The 15,039-nt window shown below is 44.3% G+C and carries 17 protein-coding genes and 1 pseudogene; 8 read left to right on the top strand and 10 right to left on the bottom strand.

Annotation, left to right across the window (positions count from 1 at the left end):
* Nucleotides 1–27: 27 nt before the first annotated feature.
* The 3 genes from SPTER_RS04010 to SPTER_RS04000 all read right to left on the bottom strand — a co-directional run bounded on the left by SPTER_RS04010 (nucleotide 28) and on the right by SPTER_RS04000 (nucleotide 2,318).
* Nucleotides 28–1,175 (bottom strand): IS3 family transposase gene (locus SPTER_RS04010; RefSeq protein ID WP_246105599.1). Its coding sequence is split into 2 segments (ribosomal slippage): nucleotides 28–920 and nucleotides 920–1,175, totalling 1,149 coding nucleotides; the frame shifts between segments, so codons are not numbered across the junction.
* A gap of 79 nt (nucleotides 1,176–1,254) precedes the next feature.
* The gene (locus SPTER_RS04005) at nucleotides 1,255–2,055 is read right to left on the bottom strand and encodes a class I SAM-dependent methyltransferase (RefSeq protein WP_144349164.1); all 801 of its coding nucleotides are present in this window, start codon (nucleotides 2,053–2,055) and stop codon (nucleotides 1,255–1,257) included.
* 38 nt (nucleotides 2,056–2,093) lie between these two features.
* The gene (locus SPTER_RS04000) at nucleotides 2,094–2,318 is read right to left on the bottom strand and encodes a hypothetical protein (RefSeq protein ID WP_144349163.1); all 225 of its coding nucleotides are present in this window, start codon (nucleotides 2,316–2,318) and stop codon (nucleotides 2,094–2,096) included.
* 475 nt (nucleotides 2,319–2,793) lie between these two features.
* On the opposite strand from SPTER_RS04000, the gene SPTER_RS03995 reads away from it, so the two are divergent.
* Both SPTER_RS03995 and SPTER_RS03990 read left to right on the top strand, forming a co-directional pair.
* Nucleotides 2,794–3,747 carry a hypothetical protein gene (locus SPTER_RS03995; RefSeq protein WP_144349162.1) on the top strand — a complete coding sequence of 318 codons (954 nt, stop codon included), beginning with the start codon at nucleotides 2,794–2,796 and terminating at the stop codon, nucleotides 3,745–3,747.
* Nucleotides 3,748–3,789: 42 nt separating this feature from the next.
* Nucleotides 3,790–4,017, top strand: a complete 228-nt coding sequence (locus SPTER_RS03990; protein WP_144349161.1) for a GlsB/YeaQ/YmgE family stress response membrane protein — start codon at nucleotides 3,790–3,792, stop codon at nucleotides 4,015–4,017.
* Between the two features lie 197 nt (nucleotides 4,018–4,214).
* Here the strand turns inward: SPTER_RS03990 and SPTER_RS25225 are convergent, their stop codons facing one another.
* From SPTER_RS25225 to SPTER_RS25835, 5 genes and pseudogenes are all read right to left on the bottom strand, one after another.
* Nucleotides 4,215–4,517: a group II intron maturase-specific domain-containing protein gene (locus SPTER_RS25225; protein WP_246105598.1), complete on the bottom strand. Its 303-nt coding sequence runs from the start codon at nucleotides 4,515–4,517 to the stop codon at nucleotides 4,215–4,217.
* A gap of 141 nt (nucleotides 4,518–4,658) precedes the next feature.
* A pseudogene (locus tag SPTER_RS25220) lies at nucleotides 4,659–5,235 on the bottom strand (reverse transcriptase domain-containing protein); the annotation flags it as partial.
* Between the two features lie 856 nt (nucleotides 5,236–6,091).
* Nucleotides 6,092–6,379: a Dabb family protein gene (locus SPTER_RS03980; protein WP_144349160.1), complete on the bottom strand. Its 288-nt coding sequence runs from the start codon at nucleotides 6,377–6,379 to the stop codon at nucleotides 6,092–6,094.
* Between the two features lie 93 nt (nucleotides 6,380–6,472).
* A complete protein-coding gene (locus tag SPTER_RS03975) occupies nucleotides 6,473–7,054 on the bottom strand; it encodes a nitroreductase family protein (RefSeq protein ID WP_425474345.1) in 582 nt (193 codons plus the stop codon).
* Nucleotides 7,055–7,065: 11 nt separating this feature from the next.
* Nucleotides 7,066–7,296, bottom strand: coding sequence for a 4Fe-4S binding protein (locus SPTER_RS25835; protein WP_425474356.1), 231 nt, complete (start codon nucleotides 7,294–7,296; stop codon nucleotides 7,066–7,068).
* 283 nt (nucleotides 7,297–7,579) lie between these two features.
* On the opposite strand from SPTER_RS25835, the gene SPTER_RS03970 reads away from it, so the two are divergent.
* From SPTER_RS03970 to SPTER_RS03945, 6 genes are all read left to right on the top strand, one after another.
* Nucleotides 7,580–7,927 carry a cytochrome b5 domain-containing protein gene (locus SPTER_RS03970; protein WP_246105479.1) on the top strand — a complete coding sequence of 116 codons (348 nt, stop codon included), beginning with the start codon at nucleotides 7,580–7,582 and terminating at the stop codon, nucleotides 7,925–7,927.
* Between the two features lie 17 nt (nucleotides 7,928–7,944).
* The gene (locus SPTER_RS03965) at nucleotides 7,945–8,337 is read left to right on the top strand and encodes a hypothetical protein (protein WP_144349159.1); all 393 of its coding nucleotides are present in this window, start codon (nucleotides 7,945–7,947) and stop codon (nucleotides 8,335–8,337) included.
* A gap of 1,104 nt (nucleotides 8,338–9,441) precedes the next feature.
* Nucleotides 9,442–9,720 carry a CD3324 family protein gene (locus SPTER_RS03960; RefSeq protein ID WP_144349158.1) on the top strand — a complete coding sequence of 93 codons (279 nt, stop codon included), beginning with the start codon at nucleotides 9,442–9,444 and terminating at the stop codon, nucleotides 9,718–9,720.
* A 234-nt stretch (nucleotides 9,721–9,954) separates the two neighbouring features.
* On the top strand, nucleotides 9,955–10,539 hold the full coding sequence (locus SPTER_RS03955) for a DUF1062 domain-containing protein (RefSeq protein WP_144349157.1): 585 nt from the start codon (nucleotides 9,955–9,957) through the stop codon (nucleotides 10,537–10,539).
* A 284-nt stretch (nucleotides 10,540–10,823) separates the two neighbouring features.
* Nucleotides 10,824–12,035, top strand: coding sequence for a pyridoxal phosphate-dependent aminotransferase (locus SPTER_RS03950; RefSeq protein WP_144349156.1), 1,212 nt, complete (start codon nucleotides 10,824–10,826; stop codon nucleotides 12,033–12,035).
* Nucleotides 12,028–13,473, top strand: a complete 1,446-nt coding sequence (locus tag SPTER_RS03945; protein WP_144349155.1) for an FAD-binding oxidoreductase — start codon at nucleotides 12,028–12,030, stop codon at nucleotides 13,471–13,473. Before SPTER_RS03950 ends, SPTER_RS03945 begins: the two co-directional genes overlap by 8 nt.
* Nucleotides 13,474–13,499: 26 nt before the next feature.
* Here the strand turns inward: SPTER_RS03945 and SPTER_RS24535 are convergent, their stop codons facing one another.
* The gene (locus SPTER_RS24535) at nucleotides 13,500–13,652 is read right to left on the bottom strand and encodes a hypothetical protein (RefSeq protein WP_170233137.1); all 153 of its coding nucleotides are present in this window, start codon (nucleotides 13,650–13,652) and stop codon (nucleotides 13,500–13,502) included.
* A 39-nt stretch (nucleotides 13,653–13,691) separates the two neighbouring features.
* Nucleotides 13,692–14,675 (bottom strand): helix-turn-helix transcriptional regulator, encoded by a 984-nt coding sequence (locus tag SPTER_RS03940; protein ID WP_144349154.1) that lies wholly within the window; start codon nucleotides 14,673–14,675, stop codon nucleotides 13,692–13,694.
* Nucleotides 14,676–15,039 lie beyond the last annotated feature (364 nt).

Below are 15,039 nucleotides of genomic sequence, written 5' to 3'. Positions count from 1 at the left end.
CACAGGATAGCTTACTATTTCGCTGATTTAAGCAGCCATAGCCAACAAATAGTACTCTTCGGGAGTTCGGTATCCATTGGTGGCATGAATTCGTTGCCGGTTATAAAAGATTTCCACATATTCAAATACGGCGGCCCTGGCCTGTTCGCGGGTCTGAAACCGTTGCCCGATCAGCCATTCATATTTCATCTTGCCCCAAAATGCCTCCATTGGTGCGTTGTCCCAACAGTTGCCCTTCCTGGACATGCTGCAAATAAATCCGCGCTCTTTGAGTACATCCTGATAATCCTTAGAGCAATACTGGCTGCCACGATCGGAGTGAATGAGTACGCCGTGGGGCGGCCGAGCTCGCTTGCAGACACTGTCTAACGCCTGCATGACCAGTTCTTTGGTCATCCGCTCACTCATGGATAATCCGACCACTCTTTGCCCGCATAGGTCAATGATGGCAGCCACGTACAGCCAGCCTTCCTCCGTCCATAGATAGGTGATGTCACTGACCATTTTTTGATTGGGCCTGGAGGCTGTAAACTCACGGTTTAACAGGTTTTCGGCAACGGCAAGGGCATGTTTCGAATTCGTAGTGGCCTTGAATATTTTGGCTGTTTTAGAGTGAATGCCCGCCTGCTTCATCAGGCGTTCTATCCGCTTATGATTTACTCTCAGACCCTTACGGCGCAACTCTTGATAGATTTTACGGCAACCATAAACATGGCGTTTCGTTTGATGAAGTTGCTCAATCTGCGCCAAGATGGCCTCGTTTTCTAAGTCCCTTTGGCTTTTCGGGCGATTTTCCCATGCATAGTAGCCACTGCGGGATACCCCCAGCACTTTGCACAGCTTCTCCACCCGATAGGTTTGGCGGTTAGCTTTGATAAATTTGAACCGTTTTATTTCTGGTTCTTCGCGAAGTACGCTGCCGCCTTTTTTAAAATCTCATTTTCCTCCCGCAGGTCACGATTTTCTCGTTCTAGCTTTCTTAGCCGCTCATCGTCTGGACTGAGCTTGCCGCTGCCGGGAAAAGGGGCATTAGGTTTTTCCCGATACTTTTTCAACCACCCATGAAGCGTATTCTCATTGATCCCTAACTCGGCTGCCACTTTGGATACCGGCCCACCGGTCGCTTCTACTCTTTTCACCGCTTGCAGTTTAAACTCGGCGCTAAACTGTTTCACCATTTTCATTCCCCTCTCTGATTCCAGTATACTACGCGTTTCTACTGTCCATCAAAGGGGGGACGGGGCAAACTAGTATTTATTCTCGGGACAAGGTACCTGTCCCCTTGTCCCTTCCGGCTACTATCAATTGATGCAGATAGCATTTACGTATTTGACCACCATAATTCTGGTCTATTAACTTGCCAATATCATTAAGAAGCATTAAACGCTTCTTTTCTTCGAGCATACGGTGATCAGAATAGGTTAATAGCAGTTGTTCATATTCTGCACAACTATAAGTCTCCTCTGTAAGATAATTACATGTAATTGATTCTTTAAACAACGCATTATTATAAAAATCTTGGTAATGGGGTTTAAATTTGCTAGGTTCTATCAATTTTAATTCTAAGTCATTTGGTTTATATTTTTGATAATACTTTTGTACTTCATAAAAAAATTCCTGATCTCCACCCGCTACATGATGATACTTTACTATCGCTAAATACCCTTTGTGAGCAAGAATATTATAAATCCTTTGATAACGTGTTTGTGGATCAAGCCAATGAAAAGCGGTAAACGAAACTACTAAATCAAATGGTTCTTTTGGTGGTGTCCAAGCCTCAAATGTTGAAACGACCACTTCCGGCTTATATTCTTTTAAATTCTCTTTAAGAAATGAAGCCATTTGTGCGCCTGGTTCCAATGCAACTACATGAAAACCTCGTTTTATCAGTTCAAGCGTTGCAATTCCAGTACCTGCGCCAATTTCAAGAATACGAGCATGCTGAGGTAGGCTGGTCAGCCGGAAAAGGTCATTAAATAATTCTTGCGGATAACGGGGGCGAATTGCATGATAAAGGCTCGCCACCTCATTAAATGTTAAGGCCGGTTTTTTCATTATAGTTTTACTCCTTTTTACCGCATACCCTCTTGCTTTTACGTTTCCCTAACAAGCTCAAAAAATGCCCCACCGCCGGCTATAATTAAGGTATCATTATCTTTAATAAAGAAAACACAGCCATTACCTTTTGAATCAGATGCATTAATTTGGATGATAGAATCGCTCTTGATACCAAGTGCATCAGGTTTAAGACGATAGCCAGTTATAAAATCACTTTTAGAAACAACATTTTTTATGTCATCATTGCTATAAGTTCCCAATGGCCATGAGTGAAATTAAAACTCTGACTTTACTCATGAAAAATCCTCCATTAGTTTACACTGTGTCTCTTTTTCCCCATATCCATTATAAATCAAAGTAATTGAAGTTGCCAGAATGGTTTTAAGCAGGTATTTTGCAAGATATTCACTATTGTCTAATTACAATATACGATTGTTTATTCAAGGAAAACTATTATTGACATAAACTACTATATATCGTATAATGACTTATAAGGTATTTGAAGTTTCCGACGATTACTACAATGCAATATTGTGTTTTAGCCGCCAGGGGATATTTAAAACTGGGTGTGATATTATATCATACTCGCCGGCCTGCGCCGAATATCCAGCATGGGGGCTTTTTCTTATGCATAAATTCAAGCATAAGCACATGTGCTAATCAATAAAGCTGCTCTTATCCGGGCGATTGGTTTCACATTTTTATAGCAATAAATAAAAATTTGGGGGAAAACAAATGAAAATGTTCAGCTTGCGTATTTTCTTGGTTTTGAGTTTACTGGCAGGGTTGGGGGCAGTTGGTTCTGTTGGGGCGGCCAAGGCACCCAGTGCAAACCCGGCAGCTAATGTAATGGTCGAACAATGGGTAGGCCATAACTTCACTTTTCTTGCTTTACCTGTCGATAAGCAAGCGGCAGGCTACGAGATTTTTATAGGCGAAGAAGCAGTTCATGGTTTCCAGGGGGACCGTTCGGTTCGAATTCCCTACGCTGAATATGTTGGCAAACAAATTACAGTTACCGGAATAGTACCTTTTCCCGCTGGCTATAATCAAAAGGAATATATTGTTACTATGACGGTAGATGATACCGGCGAGAAGCTGGCTGCCCGTACCATGCGCGGGCAATTAGAAGGCCTGGTGTTAACCTCTGATTTGACTAATGCCCGGCAACAATTCTTAGGAACTACGGTTTACCCTAAGTTTAGAGATTTGTCTGGACTATACTGGACTAACACGACAATGCCAAGGTCAGTCTCCCTGCCAATTGGCAGCCCGGTTACCGTCGTCGATGTGTATGCAGGCAATCAATCGCAAAAACCGATTTGGCTGATTGTTTCAGTAAACGGGGAAAAAGCGATTCTCCCCATTGCTTACAGTTGGACCAATACTCCAGTTGAAGCGTGGACTGAGGCTCCCCCGTGGCAAGCTGATCTGTTTGCGGCAGACCCCAAAATCAGTCTGGGCGGATCTTATGCTTTGTGGGCGCAAATTGAAAATGGGGATATAGAAGAAGGCATGACTAAAGAGCAGGTACATCTTAGTTGGGGTAAGCCTATGCGTACTGAAAAAAACGATTCGGTTTGGCTATATGGCACTAAGAGACTTACATTCCATGGCGTTGTGCTGGCTTCCATTGAAACTCTTTCAGAAACAAATGAGACGTCAATCGATACAGTTTCTGTTAAGTGATTTTGAGGGTGGTTAATTTAAAACTGAGACGGAGGATTACGTATGCTTTGGTTTCTGATAATTGGTATTATTGCGGGTTGGTTGGCTGGTCAGGTTATAAAGGGCGGAGGCTTTGGCCTTGTCGGTGATTTAGTCATCGGTGTAGTAGGCTCTTTTATCGGCGGATATTTGTTTAGCCTTTTAGGGATCAGTACCTATGGCACAATCGGTGAAATCATCATGGCAACTTTCGGAGCGATTATACTGTTATGGGTTATACGAATTTTTTAAGTAACTTTTTATGCTGGCCAGACAAGAATATAGTCATGCAAGCTCAAAAACCGTCACCTTTGACAACAGTCAATCAGTGACGGTTTTTACCTTGCAATAAGCAGGGCATAAGCCCAAAGGGGTAAGTAGCCCGGAGGAGTTCCACCCCCAGGCTCTCTCAGAACCGTACTTGAGCCTCTCGACTCATACGGCTCCCATCATCTAATCATTGGAATAATTCCCATTTGCCAGTGGCTAAAAAGACTAGGTCCACACTGCGCTATTTTTGCCAACCAGTTTTGCGCTTGCTTTTGGCGGCCATTGACTCGCTTGTACTTCTTTGCTACCCATCTAATTAAGCTCTGGTTTAATTTTCGCAGGATTGGATACATCGCAGACCTGTAGAAGCGGCCATAGTAGTTAACCCAGCCTCTAATTACTGGATTTACTACTTTGGCTATATCCGCAAGTTCTTTATCGGTTTTCCGGTGAAGTTTCCACCCGCGTATCGTCTGATGCATGGCTTTGCTTGCTTTCCTGCTGACTGCTGGTAAAAAGTTAAGAAACCGCTCTCCCTCTCTTGTTTGAGCGCTTCTTGGCCGAAAGGTGTATCCTAGAAAATCGAATGTTATTTCCTGATTATTCCCTGTACGTTTATTGTCTTTGCAATAAATAATCTTCGTCTTATCTGGATGAAGTTCAAGTCCGCATTCTCTGAATCGCTGGTCTAGTTTACCGAGTAGCTTTTCTGCCTCTTCTTTGGTTTTGCAGTGGATTATTCCATCATCTGCATATCTTGCCCATGGATTTTGTGGATTGTTTCGCGCCATCCATTTATCAAATGCATAATGCAAAAATAGGTTCGCTAGTACCGGACTAATTACCCCGCCTTGTGGCGTTCCCGCTTTTCTCACCATTATTTTTCCATCTGCTGTTTTCCAATGGGCTTGCTAACCATCTCCTGATGTACAATATTATCCACTTACAATCCGTATGTCTCGTTACTGCCCGCATGAGTAGCTCATGGTCTATCGCGTCAAATAATGCCTTGATATCATACTCCAATACCCAATCGTATTTCCAACATCTCTGTCTGGTTATCGCTATTGCATCTATAGCCGATTTCTCTGGTCTGTAGCCATACGAATCCTGACAAAAATGTGGTTCTACCATGGGTTCCAAGTATATTTTCACGACCATTTGTGCTATTCTGTCGCTTACACTCGGTATTCCTAGCATTCTTTTCCCGCCACTCTTTTTCGGTATTTCTACCGCTCTGACTGGCGGTGGAAAGTAGCTTCCAGAGGACATTCTGTTCCACAGCTTATACAGGTTTTCTTCCAGGTTTTCTTCAAATCCTTCTATGGATTGCCCATCAATTCCGGCTGACCCCTTGTTCGCTTTTACCTGTTCGTATGCTTGTTTTACTGCTTCTCGGGGAATTACAAACGATTTTGTTTTGTCCATTAGTTCCTCCCTATTGGTTGACCAATTTTCAAAACCAGATAACATGGCTCCTTCGCTCCGCTTTCATTTCAAAAGTTTCCTCACTACTACGAGCTATTCCGCCCCTATACCCCGCATCCGTACTTTCCTCCTTGCGGGGTCTCCGCTTGGAGTTTTCCTTTCTCATCAGGGTCGTAGGTTCCCACGTTCCTAACTAAAGCCTGTACCACATTCACGCCGCCTCTATACCGGTCGCCCTCTGGTCGGTAATCAGGTTTCCTCCAGACTCTTCCCAGGATACCTGTCTGCTCCTGGTTTTGACGACTCCTGCAAGTTTCGATACTTCAACAGCGGTTCATTTTTATTCGTCTCCATTGGCACTTACCTGACAAACTCTCAGTTCGCCTTTTCCGTAACGCTCACTACCATGGCTTTTGTCCACAGCAGCTTACGGTGGTTTGAGTCCTCCACCTGAATGGCGGTTCGGAGGGCCTTCCTCCATCTCTAGTTAAGCTTAGCGATGCTTGTTGTTCTCAACCATCGCCTTCGTGGCGCACGACAGGTCACTTGTCCCAAGCAGATATTAAAATAGCTTTTCTATATTTTATAACAGGACAAGAAGCCTGCCTCCTCCCCGGTCAAAATATTTCTAGGATTCATAACATACGGCTGCACTACTTTCCAGCACATTTGCAATGTATTTGCCTACTTCAACATGTACTGGATGAACTAAATACGCCTCAAAATCCGCCATTGACTCATATTTAGCAATTAGCAAAATGTCATATGCTGATGCTCCCGGACGTACATTGACTTCTACTTTTAGATCAACAAGTTCTTCTATCTTTCCCTGCATGCTCAACAGCACACCCCGGGACTTTGTAATATTTTCCGGGCTTCTGTCTTTAAGCTTAAGTAGCAGATTGTTTATAATCATGTCATATCTCCTTTGTATATATAGACATAGTATTGCCTCCAAATTTATAGTTACACCACCGGACTAAGCAAAATAACGAATCTTAAAAAGACACTATTGCCAAGTGACTTGCAATGGATTTCTAGCCACCAACCGTTGATAGGTATATTGCGGATAACCAACCATCATGCCGCTGGTCACTTGCATGTTTTTCGGCAGCTTCAGCAATGTAAGCAGAGGCTCATATCCGGCAGCGGCACAGTATTCAAACAATCCGCCCCAACACGTCCCCAAACCCAGTGACGTTGTGAACAGCTGCAAGTAGGCAAATGATATATAAGTATTATCCCTCCCGGTGCCAAAAGAATGCTTATCTGTAACAGCTACAACTAAACAGGGGGCCGAGCGCAAAACAACGTCTTCCCCCTTTTGACGATATTGCTCCACCATCATAGACAGATGGGGTGCATATTTTGCTGAGGCCATCGCGGGGGAACTTTTCAGCTCACTTTCTGTCCATTCAATAACGGCTGCCGAAATCTGCAGCAAAGTATCCTGCTTATCTACTATGTGATAGGCGACTCCTTGCGAGTTACAGGCAGTCGGCGCCATCCGGGCAGTATCCAGAAGTTGCAGTATCTTATCCCGGGGCACACCCTTAGGCTGATAATTGCGGATAGACCGGCGCGACCGCAAAAAACTGGCAGTTAGATCTGGATCAAGAATCGCGTTTTCCCAAGGGAAACTTGATTGACTAAAGGTGCATGCGTATTATCGAGAGCTCTCTCAGGACAAGCAGCCACACATTGGCCACAGCTCACACAAAGATCCCGTATTGCCTGCGGTCCATTGTCCCCCATGCCAATAACCCCTGGACAAACGGTCACGCACACGCCGCATCTGGTACATTTACCTTGATTGACTTTAATAAAGTCCATAGTCATAGCTTTTTATCACCTCATGTTTTTTCTTTATTGTACACAAGGTAATAAGACAACCATATGTCATATTAAAACTTGACTTATAAATTTTAAAGCTTGTCTCATTCTTTCCATTAGGGTTATTCGTATACTCCGCCGGCTCCAGTGCCATAAATCAAACTACCTCTACAACCCACAAAGCGGCGGCTAAAAGGGATTGTATTATAAAAAATAAATTGCTATAATAAGGAAATAAAATCATCTGTTTGCAAAAAAACAGTGAATAAATGAGGTGAACGAAATGAAAAAGCTGATTATCCTCTTTATGGCGCTTGTCGTTGCCCTTCTCATCGTAGCTACAGGCTGTACCCGGCAGGAGCAGTCGAACAATGCGGCCAATTCTCCGCCAGAGACAAAACTGATTCTTACGCTTGATGAACTAGCCGCCTACAATGGTAAAAACGGCAAACCTGCCTACGTTGCTGTTGATGGTGTAATTTACGACGTTACCGAACGGCCCGCTTGGAAAAACGGCGAGCATAACGGCTACCAGGCCGGACAGGATCTGACTGATATAATTAAAAACAAATCTCCTCACGGAATAAGCAAACTGTCGGGAGTTCCGGTAGTTGGGTCTGTAGCCAAATGAGATAACGAGGTGATAATATGTATCAGGTGCTGGGTTGGGTGAGTGTCATCCTGTTTTTAACCGTCACAGCTCCCTATTGGCTGCGGAATCTCAATCAATCTGTCCCGGTTCTCAAAAGAGAAACGCTCACTCAATGGACGAAACTGCTGCGGCGTATCCACAAGCCGCTTGGTATTATTTTGATGGTAGCCCCGCCGGTTCACGGCTATCTTGTCCTGGGCGCTTTCCGCCTTCACACCGGAAGCCTGGCGGCGGCCACGCTCATCATCACGGCTATTCTAGGAGCGCTGTTTTATTTTACCCGAAAACCTGGCTGCTTTACCTCCCACAAACGTACAGCCCTGCTGTCCGTTATCCTGATACTGCTGCACCTCCTTGCGCCCGGTGCAGTCAATTATCTGTTGAACTGACAATTTGCAGGACACTGGGGGAAGTTCCTTTTTGCCAATATTTCATTTCCATGCTGGTGTCAAAAGAGTATTAGCAAGTACCAAGAGCGCCATTTGTCTCTGACTGACAAATGGCGCTTATAATTTAAACCTTCAAGCTATCGCATGGTACCCGAGCAATAGGCCGTCCCCAAGTATGGAAGCGAGGTAATCCCCTGTTAAGTTTCGGCATAATATCGCCCCGATGCACTGATTCAACCTGTAGGAATTCAACCAGTAGGGCAGGAACCCTCCCTATCTTTCAAGGTTATCAATGATGCGGTTCTCGGTATCTGATATCCCTTCAGAAACGACCCACCTTGACTACCTCATATCTTAAATAGTTTCAATGCAAAATTTCCGAGTGCATTTCACTAAAAAGACGAGAGCAAATCAAGTATCACTTTAACAAGAGTAAACACCAGCGATCCCCAGATCGTCTTGATCATCCTTTGCTGAGCCGTCATGTCTTTGCGGAACCTGGGCAATATATAGTACATGAAAACTCCGAATATTAGAAACGTAATTATATAATTACCAAATTGTCTCATGGCATTACCTCCTGCAAACAAACCCGTCTTGGCGCATTCTTCGACACTTAAATTATGCCACCTTTTATGAGTTTCACGCAGTCTTCGTCGCGGAACTCATTTATATGTGCCAATATAAACTTAGGGGCAGATTTGGCGATATAGTTTAGATTCAGCGGATTTTTTGACCGCCTTTATAATGGTTATTTTTCAACACGATAATTCGAATGCCCTTTTTTCTTACCAAAAATGAGTACAGTATATTATGCTGGCTATTGATTCTTTACACATATTGTCACGCTGCCATTTATTTCGCCGCAAGGTGAGCGTCCGAAATTGCCCAGCTGCAATGCCCCGTCCACCCGCATTGCTTTTTGAACCGTAGCTGCTTGACGGTAATTGGCGCTAGTGCTATGCTTATTATGACATTTAAGGAGGTAAGATCTTATGTTTGATCCAGTCGTTATTGTTGCATAGCAAAGGCTTTTGCAACTAAACTAAATTTTTATAATAAAAAAGCCTTTGCTATTCCTAATGAATTATTTAGGAGAGCAAGATGAGCTATAAAAAAGCAAAGCATATTTTACCCCCGGAATTACTTGAATTGGTACAGGAATATGTAGACGGAGAATGTATTTATATTCCAAGAAAATCAAGTAACATAAAAGAATGGGGAAGCAGAACTTCTATCCGTACAGAATTAGCACTAAGGAATATGAAAATTTATAAAGATTACCAAGCTGGATATAATTTGGAATATCTGTCGCAAAAATACTTTCTATCTTTGAAAAGCATTCAAAGAATTATTAGGCAAGCAAAAAGAAAAGGCATTTAAGAATGGCCGTTACAGTGTACATGACTGTAACGGCTCATTTTCTTTTATCAATAGTGTTTAAGGTAGGCTTTTTCTCATTAAATGCTACAATTAAGTGAGAATCTTGTATGTTTTGTATGTATGAGTTTCTTTAAAATACTTAGGAGGAATCATTTTGAAAATACTATACAATTATACGCCACCATTTTATACCTTCCTGTTCATTAATGACACCCATAGGAAGGAATTACGTTCATGCAAAAGATCATATGGGAGGTACAATATCTCTCCCCACCATTAGCAGTTCGATACTGCAAAAAATGTGGTAAAAAAAGTGAGTATATCTGTTCCCGATTATTTCGAGTCAATGCGCAAAGGAAGTATTTGGATATTTGGCTAATCTATAAATGCTCGCATTGCGATACAACCTGGAACGCAACTGTATATTCGCGTATCAAGCCTCAAAGCTTAAGTCCAGAGCTATTAGAACAGTTTTACACGAACGACAGCAAGCTTGTCGAACAATACGCTATGGATATTGAACTCTTGCGTAGGAATGGAGCAGAAGCCGGCTTACCGAGTTACAGAATAACCGGAGACGAAATTTGTATTGGCAAGCCCACAGAGCTGCACATCATTTGCAAATATTCATGTCAATTAAAAATATCAACGATTTTACGCGAAAAGTTATATTTGTCACAAAAAACCTTTACCCAAATGTTAGCTTGCGGGCAAATTAAGAGTAGCCCAGGGCTTGATTTAAAAAAATGCAAATTACACAGTGAAGTTGTGCTGACGCGCGGAAGTGATACGGGCCACCCTGCGAAGGAAAAATATTAGAATAGCAAATGAGGGGGCGGTTAAGAATTGTATTGACAATTATCTCATTTTAATGTAAAATAATTCCAAAATAAATAAACAACTGCCTTTGCTGACTAGTCTGTGAACTAGAGGCTGTGTCCCCTAATAGGGGGGATACAGCCTTTTTATTTTGCAAAAAGTAGGAGTGATTGGTTTGAAAAATGTGTTGTTACCACAATGGGCTGATCCTGCACCTGACAAAGATATGGCCGGCAATGTATATCCACCAGATAACTATAGCCTTATTCTACAGGGGAACTGAAATGGTAGATAATCGTCGCCTTATAGTAAGCCTGGCCGATCGGGTACACCAGTTGCACCTGCCAGTGTTTAGAGAAATTGCGACCCTGGCCGACCGGTGCGGCGCAATCAATTTGGGTGGCGGTACGCCGGATTTTGCGGCCCCGCCTAAACTTAAAGCGGCAGCAAACGCGGCTATCCTGGCGGATTTCAATCAATATGCTCCGTCTCAAGGCGTAGAAAGATTGCGGGCAGGGATTGCCGGCAGGCTGCAGCAAGTTGGGGGGGATTTTGATCCGGAAACGGAGATTACCGTTTGTTGTGGTGCTACCGAAGGAATGGCGGCAACACTGCTTGCTGTTACTAACCCTGGTGATGAAGTAATTATTCTTGAGCCAGCCTTTACTATTTATGGGCCTGATGTTGTGTTAAGTGGCGGCAAGCCAGTCTATGTCGAGCTAAGTCTACCCAATTTCCGCATTGAGCGCCAGTTGTTGGCGGCAGCATGGTCTCCTAGAACCAAAGCCATTATTATTAATTCACCCCATAATCCTACCGGCAGGGTTTTTGACCAGGACGAACTGACTATTGTCGCCGATTTTTGCCAAAAATACGGGTTACTGGCCATTACTGATGAAATTTATGATGAGATTCTTTTTGATGGGCTTACACTGCCAAGGCTTTGGAACATATCTGGTATGCGGGAGCGTACGATAGTTATCAATGGGTTTTCTAAAACATACAGTGTGACCGGCTGGCGGCTCGGGTATATAGCTGCGCCTGATTACCTTACAAAAGGGATACGGATTGCTCACAACTATTTAACAATCAGTGCCGCAGCGCCACTACAACAGGCGGCGGTTGAGGCCGTTCATTTCCCCGAAACGTATTATCAGGAACTTAAAAGAGATTATCAGGCCAGGCGGGACTTATTGCTTGAGGGTTTGGAAAAGCTGAATATTCCTTGCAGTATACCCCAAGGAGGCTACTTTTTGCTGGCTGATTTTAGCAGCATTGGTTGGACTGATGATGTGGCTTTTGCTAAACGGCTTATCGAAACAGTAGGGGTGGCAGCCATTCCCTTATCCGGGTTTTACCACACCCCGCCAAGCAATGGACAGATTTTTCTGCGGTTTGCTTTTTGCAAAAAAACGGAGACTTTGCAGACGGCATTGCAACGGCTACAAAATATTAAGTTAATGGAAACCAACGATAGGGGGATGGTCTATGCCTAGATATGCCAAGGTAACCAAAACAATTGTTAATCAACTGGGAACAATTGTGGGCACAGAAAACGTGATCTGGGGCCAGGCTATTCCAGAGCAGTATGCCTATGATGCCGGTACGCGCAAAGAGGGACTAAGCTATCCGGAGGTTTTAGTTTTCCCGGGAAATAGGCAAGACGTGGCAGAAATTTTAAAAATAGCAAACAACCTGCTTATCCCGGTGACGCCGCGAGGTGGCGGCACCGGTCTGGCGGGAGGGGCAGTGCCGTTAAACGGCGGTATTGTCCTGGACTTGCGGCGCATGAATCGGATTGTGCATATCGATCCTGCGGCAAGGTATATGGTAGTAGAACCGGCAGTGCGGACAATGGACATTCAACAGGTGGCCCACCAACATGGGTTGCTGTATGCTGGTGATCCTTGCAGCAGCGATGAGTGTGTTATTGCCGGCAATATTGCCACAAATGCAGGCGGTAACAAAGCAATAAAGTACGGCGTTACAGGCGATCAGGTTTATGAATTAGAGGTCGTGACCCCTCAAGGGGAGATTGTTACCTTAGGCGGGCGTTTAAAGAAAAACTCGACCGGTTATGGTTTGGTCAGGCTGATTGCCGGTTCGGAGGGAACATTAGGCATAATTACTCAGGTAACGATAAAGTTGCAAAAGCTGGCGCCGTTGTTGCCTAATTTTTTGGCGGTATTTCCGAATTTAGCTGCAGCCATTTCACTGGTGGGTGATCTACTTGCAGATACCGTGATTGATCCCATCTCTATTGAATTGATTGACCGGCAGACGGTATTAGACTTAGAACGCTATCAGCAGCAAAAAATATTTGTCGACGCTATCGGCGATTGCCTGATTATACAACTGGAAGCGTACACTCAGGCGGAAGTGCAGAAAAAGTGGATAAAGCTGCAAGAAATTTGTCATATCCGTGGCTGTCTCGCTGTGGCTGAAATAGAGGGCGAAAAGATCTGGCCGGCTCGCAGGGCCTGGGGAAAAGCGATTGAGGTCGATCATCCGGTCGGTGTGTCGGAAGACATTGTTGTACCAGTAGACCAGATTGAAGCCTTTGTCAGCCAACTTAAGACATTGACTAGAGCGTTCCAGTTTCAGTTTCGTATTGCCGGTCATGCCGGGGATGGTAATATGCATATAAGAATCATTCCCGGGGAAGTGTCAGCCCTTGAGTGGCCAAATGAAGTGAACAAATTTAGAGAAAAGCTGTATTCAGCCACTTATGATTTGGGTGGGCGTTTGTCAGGAGAGCACGGAATTGGCCTAAAGCGTAAAGCAATTTTGCGTGGGATTATTGACCCTGTTGAGCTAGCACTTATGCAGGCGATTAAAAAGGCGTTTGACCCCAACCATATTTTGAATCCAGGAAAAATATTTGATATGATGAGCCCAGCGACTAACAATGCGGATACTGTGATCTTACCCTGACATAATTATGCAATAAATTTTTACCATTATAGCCCACAGAGTAAATCCTTGGCAAAACCAGAGAAATAAGCAACAACGGCCAGCATCGCCCGATTTTGCAGGGTATGCTGACCGTTTTCTATTTCGACCGCCTCCGGACACCTACACGGGGCTGTTTCCTTGCCGGCTAATCCTAGCATTTATATGCTATATGGCAAAAAGAAACTTTTTGCCGGTCTTCACAGATATAGTGCTTTTCTAAAGTGCCGCGGTGTAAAACCGTGAATTTTTTTAAATGCATCCGTAAATTTGCTATGGCTTTCGTACCCCAGCAGAGTGCCGATATTCTGAATGCTCATCTCATCATGGGATAAGAGACGCAGTGCATAATCCATTTTTCCCCGCCGTACATATTCACTAATCGTCATCCGGTAGTAGGACTTGAACAGCTGGCGCAGCCTGGTGGTGCCCATTCCGGCCAGCATGGCCAATTGCGGAACAGTTGGCGGGTTCAGGATATCCTTATCCAATTCAGCCTTAACCTGCCAGAGAAATTTTTTATTTTGATAAGTAATATAATTAACCCGCCTTGTTTTTTGATACCGATCCGAATAGCCCTTCAGCTCTACACTATGCAGGATAAGAGCAAGAATTTCAATAACTTTGCTCTCCAGGTATATCCACGGCGCCATTCCACCCCGGATAGTAAGTTTGAGCTGTTCGAAAGCCAGTGTTATTTCCGGCCTGTTGTAATAATGACTTGGCCAAGTCAAAGCATCCGTGATGGTCAGCGGTTCTGTCCAACGCCGGTCCTGCAGATATCCCGCCAGAAAGTCGGCGAAAACCCAGGCACAGGTATAGCGATGATCCTCTTCACAGCCATAGATCATTTTAAACGGCTGCCCCTGATTAACCAGTAAATGAATGCCTCGCTCCAGCCGTCTGGCTTTCTTGCCCCGCTCCCCAAGCGTAATATCGCCGTAGGCCAAGGAACACAGCCACAGACCGGGCTGCTCAATTTCGTACACTCTGGCAACCGGCTGGTGCAGCGTAAAATAAGCATTGGTAAGAACCAGACCGGGTACAGGCTTGATATCCACCAGCCAGCTGTTGCCGTTTTCCGGCGGCAGTCCGTAGCGTATGCCCTTGCCCCAACTGCTGGCTGTGCAGCCAAACTGCGCTGCTAAGCCGGCATTGCCGTTAAAATATTCATCTGTCCCCATTGTCTCACCTTCTCCATCGCTTCCGCCTCCGCCAGCCAATACATTTTTTCTTGTAATAACCTGCCTGCTTTTATGATACCATGTTGCGCGCCTAAACAAAACAGCGGCAAAGCAATATTCTATTCCAAAATTACAATAGACTGTACCAAAATAACGCCGTTCAAGCCCCGCAAACCTGAGAATTGTTATCACTAAACTGTAAATTATTCATTTTTGAACCGGATCGCACCCCTGCCTGTCCCGCATTGACGAATCCCAAACGACCTTTTATACTGAATCCAGGTTAGGCAAAGCCGGCTTAGCAGACTAACCCACCGCCTCTACCAAGCTACATTATCGATAATGATTATCAATGTCAAATGGC

Origin of the sequence: Sporomusa termitida (genome assembly GCF_007641255.1) — a bacterium.
Taxonomy (GTDB): Bacteria; Bacillota; Negativicutes; order Sporomusales; family Sporomusaceae; genus Sporomusa; species Sporomusa termitida.
This window is presented reverse-complemented; position numbering and strand designations above follow the sequence as displayed.

Coding starts and splice junctions, on each gene's coding strand:
- SPTER_RS03990 (WP_144349161.1), top strand. CDS start 3,790: ATGCTTTGGTTTCTGATAATTGGTATTATTGCGGGTTGGTTGGCTGGT.
- SPTER_RS25225 (WP_246105598.1), bottom strand. CDS start 4,517: ATGCATCAGACGATACGCGGGTGGAAACTTCACCGGAAAACCGATAAA.
- SPTER_RS03970 (WP_246105479.1), top strand. CDS start 7,580: ATGAAAAAGCTGATTATCCTCTTTATGGCGCTTGTCGTTGCCCTTCTC.
- SPTER_RS04005 (WP_144349164.1), bottom strand. CDS start 2,055: ATGAAAAAACCGGCCTTAACATTTAATGAGGTGGCGAGCCTTTATCAT.
- SPTER_RS03965 (WP_144349159.1), top strand. CDS start 7,945: ATGTATCAGGTGCTGGGTTGGGTGAGTGTCATCCTGTTTTTAACCGTC.
- SPTER_RS03955 (WP_144349157.1), top strand. CDS start 9,955: ATGCAAAAGATCATATGGGAGGTACAATATCTCTCCCCACCATTAGCA.
- SPTER_RS03995 (WP_144349162.1), top strand. CDS start 2,794: ATGAAAATGTTCAGCTTGCGTATTTTCTTGGTTTTGAGTTTACTGGCA.
- SPTER_RS03960 (WP_144349158.1), top strand. CDS start 9,442: ATGAGCTATAAAAAAGCAAAGCATATTTTACCCCCGGAATTACTTGAA.
- SPTER_RS03950 (WP_144349156.1), top strand. CDS start 10,824: ATGGTAGATAATCGTCGCCTTATAGTAAGCCTGGCCGATCGGGTACAC.
- SPTER_RS25835 (WP_425474356.1), bottom strand. CDS start 7,296: ATGGACTTTATTAAAGTCAATCAAGGTAAATGTACCAGATGCGGCGTG.
- SPTER_RS24535 (WP_170233137.1), bottom strand. CDS start 13,652: ATGCTAGGATTAGCCGGCAAGGAAACAGCCCCGTGTAGGTGTCCGGAG.
- SPTER_RS03945 (WP_144349155.1), top strand. CDS start 12,028: ATGCCTAGATATGCCAAGGTAACCAAAACAATTGTTAATCAACTGGGA.
- SPTER_RS03940 (WP_144349154.1), bottom strand. CDS start 14,675: ATGGGGACAGATGAATATTTTAACGGCAATGCCGGCTTAGCAGCGCAG.
- SPTER_RS03980 (WP_144349160.1), bottom strand. CDS start 6,379: ATGATTATAAACAATCTGCTACTTAAGCTTAAAGACAGAAGCCCGGAA.